Genomic DNA, 15233 nt, shown 5'->3' on the forward strand with positions numbered 1-15233 from the left:
TTTTTATTGACATTTTTTATAAGAGAAATATAATACAGTTATGTAATAAGCTATATTAACCAAAAATCAAAAAAGTGTTTCTCACTAAATTAATTATTTTTTAAGAGGTTAATATATGTTTATAAAATTCAATAAAGTTTCTTTTTCTTATGATAGCTCTGATAATATATTAAATGATGTTTCTTTTCATATATATAATTCATGCACTGCAATAGTAGGTGAAAATGGATGCGGTAAAACTACGCTAGCTAAACTTATAACAGGAATATTGAAGCCTAATTCAGGAAGCATAGAATATTCAAATAAAAATATTATAACTGCTTACTGCAATCAGGAATGTACCAACTTGCCTGATAATGCAGAAAATTTATTTTATGATGATGATTCATATTCAGGATATTTAACTTCTATATTTAAAATAGACTATAGTTATTTATATAGGTTTGATACTCTTAGTTTCGGAGAGAGAAAAAGACTTCAAATAGCTTCTGCATTATATTCTAATCCTGATATATTGGTATTAGATGAACCTACTAATCATATTGATATAGAATGCAAAGATATACTAATCAATGTTATAAAAAGACTTGATTGTATTGTTATAATTATCAGTCATGATATTGATTTTTTAGATGAATTAGTAAGTAAATGCATATTTATAAGAAATGGTAAATGCAAAGTAAGAGTAGGTAATTACACACAATGCAGAGAGTACGAAAAAGATGAAGAAGATTATAATTTCAGTTTATATAAAGAAAGCATAAAGAAATCCAAACTATTAGAAAATAGATATAAAAAACTGCAAAATGAATCTGATGCCAAAAAAAGCAAATGCGGAAGTAAAAGGCATATAGATAAAAAAGATTATGATGCTAAAGGAAAAATTGATGCTGCAAGACTTACAGGTAAAGATTCAAGACTTGCAACTAAAGCTAAGCAGTCTAAAAGTTTATACAATAAAAGTGTAACAGAAAGAGAATCTCTTTATATAAAGAAAAAAGAAGTTATGAATATGGAGTTTATTGGAGAGAAGTATAAAGGCAAATTCTTATTTTATTTAGAGGCAGGAGAAACAAAAATAAATAATATAGTTTTAAAGCATCCTGAACTTATAATAAAAAAAGACAGCAGAATAGGCATTGAAGGAGCAAACGGATCAGGCAAAACTACTTTATTAAATTATATTATAGAGACAATGCATAATAATTCTATAAACAAAGAAAAAATTATATATATTCCTCAGGATATAAATAGAGAAAGTTGGAATAATACCTTTAATAATATAAAATCATTGGATAATGAATCATTAGGTTTTTTAATGAGTTTCGTTAATAGGCTTGGAAGCAATGCTAAATCTGTAATTAATTCAGCTAATCATAGTCCTGGGGAAATACGTAAAATAATGCTTGGTATGGCAGTTATAAAAAAACCTTATATTATAATATTAGATGAGCCTACAAATCATCTTGATATAGATTCTATAGAGCGTTTAAAAGAGGCTTTATGTTCTTTTAATTGTGCTTTATTAGTTGTAAGCCATAACAAAAATTTTTTAAAAAATATAGTTAATGTCAAATGGAGTATAAACAGAGAATACAGAATTCTAAATATAGAAAAATAAAAAGCCTATACTTTAATAAAGAATATAGGCTTTATTTATTTTATATTAATTATTTTTTATTTTTTCTCTTCTTCATCTAAAGGAACAACAGCCAAGTCGCTCACTCTAGCACCGTCAGAAATATTAACTATTTTTACACCTTTAGCATTTCTTCCAAGTTCAGGTATAGAATCAGCTTTAATCTTTATAGTCATATCATCAGTAGTAACAACCATAATCTCATCTTTATCACCTACTGTTTTTACACTGACAACTTTACCTGTCTTATTATCAAGTTTTATATAGATTTGACCTTTTCCTCCCCTACACTTAACATTAAACTGTTTGGAAGAAAGTCTCTTACCTATTCCATTTTCTGTGATAACAATTAATGATTCGCCTTTATGTATAGCGTTACCGGATACGCAAATATCATCATCATCTAAAGAAATACCTTTTACTCCTCCGGCAGCTCTTCCCATTTTTCTAATCTTCTCTTCAGTTATTCTCAAAGCAAGACCAGTAGCTGTAGTCATTATGAAATCATCTCCAGGCTGAACAGCAGAAACAGCAACAAGCTCATCGTTATTTTCTAATGTTAAAGCAAGTATTCCTCTCTTTTTAGCATTTTCAAGATGTTTTAATTCCATCTTCTTTATAGTACCCATTTTTGTAACCATGACTATTGATTGTTTAGGATCAAAATCAGATACTGTAAAGTAGCTTGTAATCTTTTCTTCTGGAGCTAAATTAAGTATAAATTTAATACTTTTTCCCTGAGATATCTTACTTAATGCAGGTATCTCATGCACCTTCATCCAGAAAGCCTTACCTCTGTCTGTGAAAATAAATAAATAATCTTTAGTAGAAGCAACAAATAAATGTTCTATATAATGTTCGCCTTGAGACTTACCACCTTGAACACCTACGCCACCTCTTCCCTGAGTACGATAACTTGAAGCTGGTACTCTTTTAATGAATCCCTGAGTAGTAATAGATACAGCAACATCTTCATCATGTATTAAATCTTCTTCATCTATTTCAGTATCATTAGTTTTTCCTATTATTTCGCTTCTTCTATCATCGCCGTATTTTTCAGCTATCTTTTTAAGTTCATCTTTGATAACAGCAAGTATTTTTTCAGGATGAGCAAGCAAATCTTCACAATAAGCTATAAACTCTCTTAATTGCTGCAATTCCTGCTCTATTTTTAATTTTTCTAAAGCTGTTAATCTTTTTAAAGGCATATCTAATATAGCCTGAGCCTGTTTTTCAGAAAGCTTAAATCTATTCATAAGAGTGTTTCTAGCTGCATCAGTATTTTCGCTTTCTCTTATGATTCTAATAACTTCCTCGATATTAGCCTGTGCTATTAATAAGCCTTCTAATATATGTGCCTTAGCTTTAGCCTGATTCAAATCATATTCTGTTCTTTTTGTAATTACTTCAACTCTGTGATCAACAAAATATTTTATAAGTTCTTTTAAGTTTAATACCTTAGGCTCGCCATTAACCAAAGCAAGGTTTATTATACCGAAAGTTGTTTCTAAATCAGTATGCTTCCATAATTGGTTTAATACTATCTGAGTAGCAACACCTTTTTTAAGTTCTATTATAAGACGAATACCTGCTCTGTTGCTTGATTCATCTCTAATATCAGCTACGCCTTCAATTTTTCCTTGTTTAACTAATTCAGCTATCTTTTCATGCAAAGTAGTTTTTACAACACCATAAGGAAGTTCTTTAACTACTATAGCCTCTCTATCTCTTTTAGTTTCTTCTACCTCAAGTCTTGCTCTTAATTTGATTCTTCCTTTTCCGGTAGTATAAGCTTCTTTTATTCCCTCTTTACCATATATAATACCAGCTGTAGGAAAATCCGGACCTTGAACATAACGCATCAAATCTTTAATTTCTGCATCCTGATGATCTATATAATAAACTATTGCATTTACAACTTCTTTTAAGTTATGAGGCGGCATATTAGTAGCCATACCTATAGCAATACCCATACTTCCATTAACTAAAAGCTGAGGAACTGTTGCAGGAAGTACAGATGGTTCAGTTCTGGAATCATCGAAGTTAGGTACGAATTTAACAGTTTCTTTTTCTATATCATTAAGCATTTCTTCAGCAAAACGCGTCATTCTAGCTTCAGTATAACGCATTGCTGCAGGTGGGTCATCATCTATAGAACCGAAGTTTCCTTGTCCGTCTACAAGCAAATACCTCATAGAAAAATCTTGAGCCATTCTAACCATAGTACCATAAACAGCAGCATCTCCATGCGGGTGATAACGTGCTAAAACTTCCCCTACCGTAGCAGCGGATTTCTTATATGGTTTGTCATGTGTAAGATTTGCATCATACATGGCATATAGTATTCTTCTATGAACAGGTTTTAAACCGTCTCTAACATCAGGCAATGCCCTAGATACGATAACGCTCATAGCATAAGTTAAATAAGATTCTCTTAATTCATTTTCTATTGAAATATGATCTACTCTTTTCAAGATATCTTTTGTCAGTGTGGAATATTGTCTTTCTTCCGAATTATCTTCTTTATTCTTTTTTACTGCCATAACTTGTTATCCTTAAAAAAATATTATCTTATTATAACATTTTAATGTAAAATTATCAATATAAAATAATAATATATATAAGTAAGAAATTTGTAAAAAAATGATATTTAATATAAAAAAGCACATATCCATTATTAAAAATAACAGATATGTGCTGATAATTTCATAATTTATTTATTTTATATTATATTTTTGTATAATTTTATTCTTATAAACTTCAGCCTGAGTTCCATAAATTGCCTGTATTCCATTTCCAGCTCTTAATACTTTTTTAGAATTAAGAGAAGCCCATACCTCATCGCTAGCAACTTTACTAGGATCTTTTACAGTAACTCTTAATCTAGTAATACAAGCATCTATATTATCTATATTATCAACTCCTCCAAGTGCCTCAACTATTGAATCTATTATACTCTCATCATCTGCTTTATTATCATTTGCTTTAGAACCTTCTTTCTCATTATAATCAGCTCTTCTATATAATTTTACTTCGCTTCCTGCTCTTCCAGGAGTTGCAAAATTAAATTTAACTATTAAAAACTTAAATACAAAATAATAAACAACCGCATATACTGGTCCTAATATAAGTATCCATTGATAAGAAGTTTTACCTATTCCTTGTAATAATCCGAAGAATGTAAAGTCAATTAATCCTCTTGAAAAAGTTATACCTACCGCAACATTCAATACATACATTAACATATATGCTAAACCTTCTAATACAGCATGAACAACATACAAAGGAGGAGCAACAAATAAGAATGTAAACTCCAATGGTTCTGTAATTCCTGTTAAAAATGAAGTTAAAGCAGCGGACAATAATATACCTTTAGCTTTTGATTTGCTTTCTTCATCAGCTACATGATACATAGCCAAAGCAGCAGCAGGCAAACCAAACATCATAGGTAAAAATCCGCCTGTCATAGTTCTAGTTGCAGCGGCACTAAAATGTGTTACTGTAGGATCTGCTAACTGAGCAAAAAATATTCTCTGTCCTCCAGCTATCATTTTACCGCCTACTTCCAATACTCCTCCTAATTCAGTATACCAGAATAATGGATATATAGCATGATGAAGTCCAAATACATTCAATATTCTCATAGCAAAACCATAGAAGAATGTACCTATATAACCAGTAGCTGCAAATAATTCACCAGCTTTTACTATACCTCTAAATATACTAGGCCATATAAATGGAAATATAGCTGCTAATGGTATAAAAAATACCATAGTTAAAACTGCTACAAATCTATTTCCGCTGAAAAATGCCAAATAATCCGGCAATGTCTGATTAGCAAATTTATTAGTGATGAATGCTGATAATAAACCGCAAATAATACCTCCGAATACTCCTGTCTGCAATGTGAATATACCAAGCTCTCTAGCATATAAAGCGGCAGTACCAGCAGCCTCTCCAGCACTTAAACCTGCCGCCATTAAAGCATCAACTGTTGTATTATCTGGAGTATGACCTTGAAATCTTAATATAACACCTATAACTGTATGAAACAATAAAAAACCAACTACTGCAGAAAGTGCTGCTGTTTCTTTACTTTTATTTGCCATACCTATAGCTATACCAACTGCAAATAAAAGAGGCAAATTAGCAAATACAAAATTACCAGCATTAAACAATAAAACTAAAACATAATTTAAAGGTTTTCCTGACTGTAAAAAAGTTAAATTATATGTCTCTATCAAAGTAGGACTTGTGAAAGCTCCGCCTATACCTAATAATATACCCGCCATAGGAAGTATGGCTATAGGAAGCATGAAAGATCTTCCTATTTTCTGAAGCAATGCAAAAGAATTCTTCATTTCTTACTTTCTCCTGTTTTTTTAACTAAAACATTATAACACAATAAATAAAAATTGATATAAATGTATGATTTTTTATAAAGATTCTATAGCTTTTACAAATTTCTCTGCTATTTGCTTAGGTCTTGTTATAGCACCGCCTACAACTACAGCTAATGCTCCTATTTCTATAGCTTTTTTAGCTTTTTCAGGAGTATCCAAATTACCCTCTCCGATTACAGGTATTTTTACAGATTTTAAAACTTCCTCTAAAGTTTTTAAAGGTTCATTTCCTTTGGTATAATCAGTATAGCCGCATAATGTTGTTCCAACTATATCAATACCTATACTCTCAGCATAAACTGCCTCAGAAACATCAGAAATGTCTCCCATTATAATTTGATTAGGATATTTTTCTTTTATAGCTTTTACAAAATCTTTTAATTCAACTTTATCAGGTCTTTCTCTTTTAGTGGCATCAATTGCAATGATATCTACACCCTCTTTAACTAATTCATCTATCTCTTTCATAGTAGGCGTAATATACACATTGCAATCACCATAATTTCTTTTTATTATTCCAATAATAGGAAGATTGGTATTCTTTTTTATTTCTTGTATATCAGCAACAGTATTAGCTCTTATACCGCCTGCTTTAGCCTGTGTTGCAGCCAAAGCCATTCTGCCCATTATAAAAGAACTAAATAATGGCTCATCCTCTAATGCCTGGCATGATACTATAAGTTTGCCTTTAATTCTATTAAAAACTTCATTCATGAATTAACTCCTTATTAATTTATATAATAAGGATTATAATATAAAAAATAATTATTTTAAATAATCTTCTCTTCCTAAAACCTTAGCTAAATGTTCCATAACAGTCTGACGCTGAATAGGCTTTACAACATATCCATCTACTTTAAGTTTTAAAAATTCCATTAAAACGCCTTTATTAGCATAAGAAGTAACAACTATTATTTTTGAATCAACATCTAAAGCTCTTATTCTTTTTAACAAATCAATACCATTCATTTGAGGCATTTCAAAATCTATCATTATAATATCAGGCTTCTCTTCTGATTCTCTTAATTTCTTTAAAGCATCCATTGCTCCGTCAGACTCTAGCATAACCTCAAATTGTTCAGACAAAAGTATTTTCTTCTCAGCCATACGTATAGTACTTGAATCATCTATAACCATAACTTTATATGGCTTATTTGTTTTACTATTAATTCCTAATGGAAAACTACTCATTGTATTATACCCCAGAATATTTTATCATACTTATAAATCTATAAAATTTGTAAAGATTGTCAATTATTTTTTATAAAAATTAAACAAAAAAAATATTTTTTCTATATAATTTGATTTTTATACATTTTTTGTTATTATAATTGAATGAATATATCGGCTAAACTGCATAGTTTAATACAAGAAAAAAATAGCGATTTAGACTCTTCGTATCTATTAGAGAAAAATAAAGATGGCATAATAGTAGTTTCTAAAAATGGAAGAGCTGTACATAGCAAATATAATATAAATAATGAATGCAGAAAATCATTAGAAAAAATTAATAAAAACAAAAATCTGCTCATAATATACGGCTATGGACTAGGATACACCTTAAAATTTTTAATGGAAAATATTAATGATTATTTTAATCAAAAAACTATAGAAACATTAAAAATAATTATAGTAATTGAAGATATAAAATTGTTTAAATATTCATACTATAACATATATAACACCAATAATAAAAATATATTCTTTGTATATAAAAATGATACAATAGATTATGTAAACCAGTTAATAGACTATAAGAATACAAATGGTATTAATTTAGTTATACTGCCTTCTCTTACAAAAGAAGAAAAAGATAATGCAAATATATTTTATAGTGAAATATTAAACACTATGGAGAAAGAAATATCCAATATATTTACAAATATGTATTTTGAAAATATATGGACTAAAAATGTTATATTTAATAGCGAGTATATAAAAAAATCTGCTGATATTTTAGTTTTTAAAAATGCATTTAAAAATTTAAAAGCATTGTTAATATGTCCTGGTCCCACATTAAAACACAGCATAGAAATAATCAAAAAAGATAGAGAAAATTTTTTAATAATATGTGTTGATACAAGCTATAGTGTATTATGTAAACATGGTATAATTCCAGATTTTGTAGTGACTGTTGATGGAGGATTTTTTAATTCATTAGATTTTGTATACGAAAATTCTAATTTCCCATATTTAGTAATGGATATGGCATGCAATAAAATAATACCTAGAAATATTAATGATAAATCTAAAATGATAAGATTTACTTCCATTGATAATTTGGGAATAATAGAATATATAAAAGAATTTGCTCCTATATCATATCTAACTACATCTAATACTGTAGCAACAACTATGATTGATTTCGCTCATTATTTAGGTTTATCAGAAGTTCTTTTAATAGGATTTGATAATAGCTATCCTTTTTATGAAAGACATATGAAGCATGCATTATCTTATGAATATATGGTAAATAAAGCAAATAAATTAAAAACTTATGAATCATATTATTTCAATACTATCAAAAACAATACAAACATAGATAATTATCCGCCTACTGAATTTGTATTTGAAAGTCAAATAGAATATTTTAATGACTTTAAAAATAAATATTCAAACATGAAAATAAAAAGATTAACTTATGAAGCTGTAAAAATAAATGCTATGGAAGAAGGAAATATTAATGATTTTGCAATAGATAATATTAAAGAAAAAGCATTAAACATAGCAAATAATATATTTAAAGAAAATGACAATCAAAATATTAAAGAGGCATATATAACTCTCCAAAATACATTAGAAGAGTTTAGAAATATTATACTTGATACATACAATAATATAAACAATAATAGCGATGATATAGATAATATATATACAGGCACTATAAATACAATAAAAGAATATCAAAATAAAGTAAGCATATTAAAAACTATACTTTCAACAACTATTATGATGTGCGAAAGAGGCGAAAGAGAAACTAAAGAAAAACTTATATTTTTGATTATGGAAAGTTTAAGAAACATTAATTACTTTTTTACAAGAATATCTATGATAATAAAAAAACTATAAAGCATGAAAAAGATAGAAATTATTTACGAAGATGATTATATATTAGCAATCAATAAAGAGGCTGAAATTGAAGTTGATGATACTTTAATTAAAATATTAAAAGAACAATATAATCATTTAAGCAGTTTATATTTAGTGCATAGAATAGATAAATACACATCAGGAATAGTAATACTTGCTAAAGATGAAAATACTAAAATTTATCTTGAGGGTTATTTCAAAGAAAGAAAAGTTAATAAAATATATCATGCCATAGTAGAAGGCAATATAAAAAATGAAAGCGGAAAAATAGATATATCTATAGGAATTGACAAGAAAAATCCTAATAAAAGAATTCCATTATCAACTAAAGAAGGCGGAGAATCTGCTGTAACATATTATAAAATATTAAAAAAACTTAATAAACATACTTTATTGGAATTAAAGCCCATAACTGGAAGAACTCATCAAATAAGAGTGCATCTTTCATATATAGGTCATCCAATAATAGGAGATAAAATATATTCTAAAAATGCTAATATTTACAAAATGAAAGGATTTGCTTTAATAGCAAAAGAGATTAATTTTGTTCACCCTATCACAAAAAATGATATAAAAATAAGCATAAAATACAATAAAGAGTTTTTAATAAGACTTAAATTATTGCAAGAATCAAAAATAATATAATAAATTCTTTTTTTTATTGACTTTTTTTTCAATAATTATATATTTTCTTTAAAAGATAACCATTTTCTTTTTATGAAAAATAATATTGAAGGAGTAAAAAATGACAGTTACATTTCAAGGTGCCGTACAAAATTTAGAAGGTGTTCAATTATCTGTTGGCTCAAAAGCATTAGATTTCACTGTATTAAAAACAGATTTAAGTCCATGGAAACTTTCTGATGCTGGAGATACTGTTAAAATTATTTCATCTGTACCATCACTAGATACACCTGTATGCGATGTACAAAGTAAAAGATTTAATAAAGAAGCTGCTTCTCTTAAAGGAGTAACAGTTGTAACAATATCAGTAGATTTACCATTTGCTCAGTCTAGATGGTGTGCTGCTGCTAATGCTAATTCACACATTGTAGCTTCTGATTATAATCAAAAAGATTTCGGAAGAAAATTCGGTACTTTATTAAAAGAATTACAGCTTTTAACTCGTGCTGTATTTGTATTAGACAAAGATAATGTTGTTAAATATGTACAATATGTTCCTGAAATCACTAATGAACCAGATTATGAAGCTGCTTTAAATGCTGCTAAAGCTCTTTTATAATCTTATAAGTACATTATAAAACTATAATTAAAGGCATATCTTTAAATGATATGCCTTTTTTTATTTGCACTTCACATTGTTTGCATATATGATAAAACTAATTTATAATCATCATATAAAAAATAAAAACTATGGAGAATAAATATGAGCATATATGACTATACAGTAAAAGATGCTGAAGGAAAAGATGTAAAATTAAAAAAGTATGAAGGAAAGGTATTACTTATAATTAATACTGCTACTAAATGAGGATTCACAAAACAATATTCTGCGTTGCAGGATTTATACAAAAAATATAAAAAGGAAGGTTTTGAAATATTAGACTTTCCTTGTAATCAATTCGGAGGACAGGCTAAAGAACCTATTGAAGAAATTGCCGAGTTTAGAAAGGAGAAATACGGCATTACTTTCAAGCTATTTGACAAAGTTAAAGTTAATAGTAAGAATGCTGATCCTTTATTTACTTATTTAAGAACTGAAAAGCCTACTGAAGAAGGCGTTGATAAAATAAGATGGAATTTCGGTAAGTTTTTAATAGATAGGCAAGGAAATATAGTTGGACGCTATGATCCTAGAGTAAAGCCTGAAGAACTTGATGAGATAGTAGCCGAATTATTAAAAAAAGAATAAAAAATTAAGAGCTTTTATATATTGTTATATAGAAGCTCTTTTTTATTGTATTAATAAATATTCTTTTTTAAATAAGGCTTTAATTTTTCAAAAGATATTTCAAAATCATCAAGTGCTCTAACAACATGAGGAAGTTCAAACCTTATATGCAAACTAATGCCGTCAGAATATCTGTTAATTGCAACATTTTTTGACATTAAAGTTTCAGCATAATAACTATCAGATTTATTTATCACATCAATATTAAGATCATCTTCTCCAATTTCTTTATAATATTTATCAATTTCGCTTTGCAAAGTTTTTCTAAATTTATCGCTGTCATTTACAAAATCTGATAATTTTAATCTTTTTATTTCTGATTTATTAATATCTAATGTCAAATATGATATAGCAGTATCAGGATATGCTTCTCCATAATAGTATTCTCTACTGCTTGTAAAACATAAAATATTATCATTAAAAAATTTGTTATAAAAACTGAAAGAATTAACTTCATAAAAACTTTCTTCTTTTTTCCATCCTGATTTATCAATATCATCATTAATTTTTTTTATCATTTCATTGGTATTGTTTATTTTGTTTATGATTTTACCTTCATATATAGATGATTTTAAATTTTCTATATAAAGCGCTGATAAACCATAAGTATTATCTTTATATTCTTTAGAAACAGATATATCATAAACAGCATGTATTTTATCCCCTAAAGGTTTTACAGTATCTATATTACAGCTTAATTTTTTATTATTATTTTTCCAGCTTCCTTTTAAATTAATATTCTTTTTGCCGTTTCCTAAATTAATAATATTATTTAACTGACTATTATTTATTTTAAAACTGAATTCTTCTTTTTTATTAGAATTATTATAATCAAATGCAGTAAATTTAATAGTAGTTTTATCCATTTCTCCGCTTATAGGTATTGGAATATTAACATTATTGTATTTATAATATCCATCTATATCAGACTTTTTATTTCTAGTAATATCATCAGGATTTTCAATATGTATGTTTATTGTAATAGGGTATTTATCAATGCTTCCTTCAAGAGTAAAAAATATATGCTTTGTTATATTAGTAGTGTCAGCAAAAGCATATATGTACATTATATTGAGCAGTAACATTATAAATATTTTTTTCATAAACCTAGTCCTCATTCTTAAATAGATATGAAGGGTATTATATCATAACTTTTGACAATTGACAATTTTCTAGTATAATTTATATGTTTTTAATTAATTTGATAATTTATAAAGGCATTATTATGAATACAAAAATAGAAATATGCGTGGATTCTGTAGAGTCTTGCATAAATGCTGAAAAAGGCGGAGCTGATAGACTTGAGCTTTGCGGAAATATGTTTGAGGGAGGCACAACTCCTAGTTATGGTGTTTTAGAATTAGCAAGAGAAAAAGTAAATGCTCCAATATATGCAATGGTTCGTCCTAGAGGCGGAGATTTCTGCTATGATGATATTGAACTTGAAATAATGAAAAGAGAAATAAAACTGATGAAAGAATTAAAAATTGACGGCATAGTATTCGGCATACTTACAAAAGATGGAAAAGTTGATAAAGATAGATGCTCTAAATTACTAGATTTATGGGGAAGCAGTAAAGCTACTTTTCATAGGGCAATAGATGTAAGTTCTGATTTAAATAAAGCATGCGAAGATATTATATCACTTGGTTTCGAGAGAATACTCACTTCCGGAGGTGAGGCTAATGTTATGAGCGGTATAATCAAATTAAAAGAATTGGTTGAAAAATATAATGATAAAATAATAATAATGCCCGGAAGCGGAATAAATGAAAGAAATATTGAATATATAAAAGATACTGTAAAAGCTAATGAATATCATATGACAGCAAACAAAACAGTTAATAGTTTAATGGAATACAGAAATGAAAATGTATTTATGGGAGCAGCTTTAAGACCTCCGGAGTTTAGTGTAAAGTATACAGATGAAAACAAAGTTAAAAATATAAAATCTAAAATACAATAATTTTTGGGTAATTTTTATGGCTTTAAATGATAAAAAAATAGGCATCGCTTTATCAGGAGGCGGAATAAGAGCTGCAATATTTCATTTGGGAGTATTTAAATGGCTTGCAGAGGAAAATGCTTTGGAAAATATAGAGCATATATCAACTGTATCAGGAGCAAGTATAGGAATAGCTTTACTATATTCTCTTAATAATAATAAATTCCCAAGCAGTAAGGAATATAATAAAGTATTAGAAAAAGTAAAAGAAACTATAATAAAAAATGATATACAAAAAAAACTTATATATATTACATTATCAAAACAAATTCATAATTTTTTTAATAAGCCTAAAATTTTATCTGACATAATGAAAAAGTATTGGAAAATAACAGGAAAATTTTCTGATTTAGAAACAATCCCAAGATGGTCTGTAAATGCAACTACAATAGAAACTGGAAAAAGATTTGCTTTTTCACAAAAACATATAGGCGATTATAAACTAGGCTATATAAAAGATTTAAATTACGATATATCAATGGCCGTTGCTGTATCCGCTGCCTTCCCATTTTTTATAGGAAATCAATATTTTAAAATAGAATCTAAAGAATGGGTTGATCATAATGATAATCCAATTACTAATATACCTAAATCAATACATTTATGGGATGGAGGAGTTTATGATAATTTAGGGTTAGAGGCTATATATAAAATGGATAAAGGAGGTTATTGTAAAGATGATTTAGATTTTTTAATTGTAGCTAATGCCGCTCTTCCTTTTAATTTTAATTATAAAATGAAAAGATTTGACATAAAAAGAATTTTAGATATATCAATGAGTCAGGTTGGTATATTAAGAGAAAGAAGCTATATTGATTTTATAAAAAGAAATAAAAATGGTATGTACATAAAAATAGGAAATCATGCTTCAAAAATATTAAAAAATTCAAAAATGGATAAAGACGAAAAAGAAAAAATTATAAAATCATGTGATACAAAAGAAAACTGTATAAAAATACAAAACTATAAAACAACATTATTCAGCCCAACAAAAAAATATTTTGATATGATATTAAGACATGGATATGAAACTGCTAAATGCTGTTATTTAGGATATTTTATATAACATATATGTATTGACATAAACATTTTTTTATATTATTGTTGCTAATAATTTTTAAAGCTAAAACAATCAGCAATATGAATAGTAGAAAACAAGAATTAATATCATCATTAAAATATGCATTTCCTTTTACTATACCTGTTCTTGTAGGATATATATTTTTAGGTATGGCTTATGGTGTACTTATGAAAGCTAAAGGGCTTGATACTTGGCTTGCAGTTTTTTTGAGTTTATTTGGATATTGCGGAAGCATGCAGTATACAGCTATTAATTATTTATTTTTAACTCCTTTTAATCCTATATATGCTTTTATACTTACATTGATAGTTAATTCAAGAGTAGGTTTTTATGGTATATCTATGGCTTCAAAATATCAGAATACAGGAATTTTAAAACCTTATTTGATATATACTTTAAGCGATGAAACTTTTTCGATACTATGCTCTGCTGATATACCAGAAAATATTAATAAAAATGCATTTCTTTTCTTTGTATCTTTTATAAATCATATGTATTGGAATATAGGTACATTGCTAGGATGTTTGATAGGTTCTTTTATAACTTTCAATACTAAAGGACTTGATTTTGTTTTAACTGCTTTATTTGTTGTAATATTTACTGAACAATGGCTTGATTCTAAAGATCATAGAGGTGCTTTGATTGGGCTTTTATGCTCTATACCTATTTTAATATTTAAAACTAATATATTTATAATACTTGCTATGATATTAATATTTATATCAATAAGCATAGTTTATAAATATAATGAAGATGGAAAGATATATGAATAATACAGAATTATTTATAACTGCTTTGATGATTGCAGCAGGCACAGCTTTGCTTAGGTTTTTACCTTTCTTGATAATAAATAAATCATTATCTGAAAATAGATACGTACAATTTTTAGGTAAAATATTGCCGTATTCTATGATAGCACTTCTTGTAATATATTGTTTGAAAGATATTAATATTATAAAATTTCCTTATGCATTGCCTGAATTAATATCTATAGCAGTTATTGTAGTTCTTCATATAATAAAAAGAAATGTACTTATAAGCATAGGAGCAGGAACTATACTTTATATGTTTTTAGTTCAAGTTATTTTTGTATAATCATATTT

General features: G+C 27.3%; 14 protein-coding genes. 9 read left to right on the forward strand and 5 right to left on the reverse strand.

Annotation, left to right across the window (positions count from 1 at the left end; all coding sequences use genetic code 11):
• The first annotated feature begins 115 nt into the window (after window positions 1-115).
• Window positions 116-1621 (forward strand): ABC-F type ribosomal protection protein Tva(A), encoded by a 1506-nt coding sequence (tva(A), locus tag T324_RS0112415; protein ID WP_028330547.1) that lies wholly within the window; start codon window positions 116-118, stop codon window positions 1619-1621.
• A 56-nt stretch (window positions 1622-1677) separates the two neighbouring features.
• On the opposite strand, the gene gyrA is transcribed toward tva(A), so the two are convergent.
• From gyrA to T324_RS0112435, 4 genes are all read right to left on the reverse strand, one after another.
• Window positions 1678-4182 (reverse strand): DNA gyrase subunit A, encoded by a 2505-nt coding sequence (gene gyrA, locus T324_RS0112420; protein ID WP_028330548.1) that lies wholly within the window; start codon window positions 4180-4182, stop codon window positions 1678-1680.
• Between the two features lie 174 nt (window positions 4183-4356).
• Complete coding sequence (locus T324_RS0112425; protein WP_028330549.1) at window positions 4357-6000, reverse strand: PTS transporter subunit EIIC; 1644 nt, start codon at window positions 5998-6000, stop codon at window positions 4357-4359.
• Window positions 6001-6075: 75 nt separating this feature from the next.
• The gene (locus tag T324_RS0112430; RefSeq protein WP_028330550.1) at window positions 6076-6756 is read right to left on the reverse strand and encodes an N-acetylmannosamine-6-phosphate 2-epimerase; all 681 of its coding nucleotides are present in this window, start codon (window positions 6754-6756) and stop codon (window positions 6076-6078) included.
• Between the two features lie 51 nt (window positions 6757-6807).
• On the reverse strand, window positions 6808-7233 hold the full coding sequence (locus T324_RS0112435) for a response regulator (RefSeq protein ID WP_028330551.1): 426 nt from the start codon (window positions 7231-7233) through the stop codon (window positions 6808-6810).
• A 144-nt stretch (window positions 7234-7377) separates the two neighbouring features.
• Between T324_RS0112435 and T324_RS0112440 the strand changes: the two genes are divergently transcribed.
• From T324_RS0112440 to T324_RS0112460, 4 genes are all read left to right on the forward strand, one after another.
• A complete protein-coding gene (locus T324_RS0112440) occupies window positions 7378-9111 on the forward strand; it encodes a motility associated factor glycosyltransferase family protein (RefSeq protein ID WP_028330552.1) in 1734 nt (577 codons plus the stop codon).
• Window positions 9112-9123: 12 nt separating this feature from the next.
• On the forward strand, window positions 9124-9777 hold the full coding sequence (locus tag T324_RS0112445) for an RluA family pseudouridine synthase (RefSeq protein WP_028330553.1): 654 nt from the start codon (window positions 9124-9126) through the stop codon (window positions 9775-9777).
• 100 nt (window positions 9778-9877) lie between these two features.
• A complete protein-coding gene (tpx, locus tag T324_RS0112450) occupies window positions 9878-10375 on the forward strand; it encodes a thiol peroxidase (RefSeq protein ID WP_028330554.1) in 498 nt (165 codons plus the stop codon).
• Window positions 10376-10519: 144 nt separating this feature from the next.
• Window positions 10520-11005 (forward strand): glutathione peroxidase, encoded by a 486-nt coding sequence (locus tag T324_RS0112460; protein ID WP_080513319.1) that lies wholly within the window; start codon window positions 10520-10522, stop codon window positions 11003-11005.
• A 50-nt stretch (window positions 11006-11055) separates the two neighbouring features.
• On the opposite strand, the gene T324_RS0112465 is transcribed toward T324_RS0112460, so the two are convergent.
• A complete protein-coding gene (locus tag T324_RS0112465; protein ID WP_028330555.1) occupies window positions 11056-12147 on the reverse strand; it encodes a hypothetical protein in 1092 nt (363 codons plus the stop codon).
• A gap of 122 nt (window positions 12148-12269) precedes the next feature.
• Between T324_RS0112465 and T324_RS0112470 the strand changes: the two genes are divergently transcribed.
• The 4 genes from T324_RS0112470 to T324_RS0112485 all read left to right on the forward strand — a co-directional run bounded on the left by T324_RS0112470 (window position 12270) and on the right by T324_RS0112485 (window position 15225).
• Window positions 12270-13010: a copper homeostasis protein CutC gene (locus T324_RS0112470; RefSeq protein ID WP_028330556.1), complete on the forward strand. Its 741-nt coding sequence runs from the start codon at window positions 12270-12272 to the stop codon at window positions 13008-13010.
• Between the two features lie 16 nt (window positions 13011-13026).
• Window positions 13027-14115 carry a patatin-like phospholipase family protein gene (locus tag T324_RS0112475; RefSeq protein WP_028330557.1) on the forward strand — a complete coding sequence of 363 codons (1089 nt, stop codon included), beginning with the start codon at window positions 13027-13029 and terminating at the stop codon, window positions 14113-14115.
• A gap of 74 nt (window positions 14116-14189) precedes the next feature.
• Entirely contained in the window at window positions 14190-14903 is a 714-nt protein-coding gene (locus tag T324_RS0112480; RefSeq protein ID WP_028330558.1) for an AzlC family ABC transporter permease, read from the forward strand.
• Complete coding sequence (locus T324_RS0112485; RefSeq protein WP_028330559.1) at window positions 14896-15225, forward strand: branched-chain amino acid transporter permease; 330 nt, start codon at window positions 14896-14898, stop codon at window positions 15223-15225. Before T324_RS0112480 ends, T324_RS0112485 begins: the two co-directional genes overlap by 8 nt.
• The last annotated feature ends 8 nt before the right edge of the window (window positions 15226-15233 follow it).

The sequence above is a fragment of the Brachyspira alvinipulli ATCC 51933 genome (assembly GCF_000518245.1).
Taxonomy (GTDB): Bacteria; Spirochaetota; Brachyspiria; order Brachyspirales; family Brachyspiraceae; genus Brachyspira; species Brachyspira alvinipulli.

Excerpts from the sequence above, each read along its gene's own strand:
- gyrA (WP_028330548.1), bottom strand. The coding sequence starts at position 4,182 with ATGGCAGTAAAAAAGAATAAAGAAGATAATTCGGAAGAAAGACAATAT.
- T324_RS0112425 (WP_028330549.1), bottom strand. The coding sequence starts at position 6,000 with ATGAAGAATTCTTTTGCATTGCTTCAGAAAATAGGAAGATCTTTCATG.
- T324_RS0112430 (WP_028330550.1), bottom strand. The coding sequence starts at position 6,756 with ATGAATGAAGTTTTTAATAGAATTAAAGGCAAACTTATAGTATCATGC.
- T324_RS0112435 (WP_028330551.1), bottom strand. The coding sequence starts at position 7,233 with ATGAGTAGTTTTCCATTAGGAATTAATAGTAAAACAAATAAGCCATAT.
- T324_RS0112440 (WP_028330552.1), top strand. The coding sequence starts at position 7,378 with ATGAATATATCGGCTAAACTGCATAGTTTAATACAAGAAAAAAATAGC.
- tpx (WP_028330554.1), top strand. The coding sequence starts at position 9,878 with ATGACAGTTACATTTCAAGGTGCCGTACAAAATTTAGAAGGTGTTCAA.
- T324_RS0112465 (WP_028330555.1), bottom strand. The coding sequence starts at position 12,147 with ATGAAAAAAATATTTATAATGTTACTGCTCAATATAATGTACATATAT.
- T324_RS0112470 (WP_028330556.1), top strand. The coding sequence starts at position 12,270 with ATGAATACAAAAATAGAAATATGCGTGGATTCTGTAGAGTCTTGCATA.
- T324_RS0112475 (WP_028330557.1), top strand. The coding sequence starts at position 13,027 with ATGGCTTTAAATGATAAAAAAATAGGCATCGCTTTATCAGGAGGCGGA.
- T324_RS0112480 (WP_028330558.1), top strand. The coding sequence starts at position 14,190 with ATGAATAGTAGAAAACAAGAATTAATATCATCATTAAAATATGCATTT.
- T324_RS0112485 (WP_028330559.1), top strand. The coding sequence starts at position 14,896 with ATGAATAATACAGAATTATTTATAACTGCTTTGATGATTGCAGCAGGC.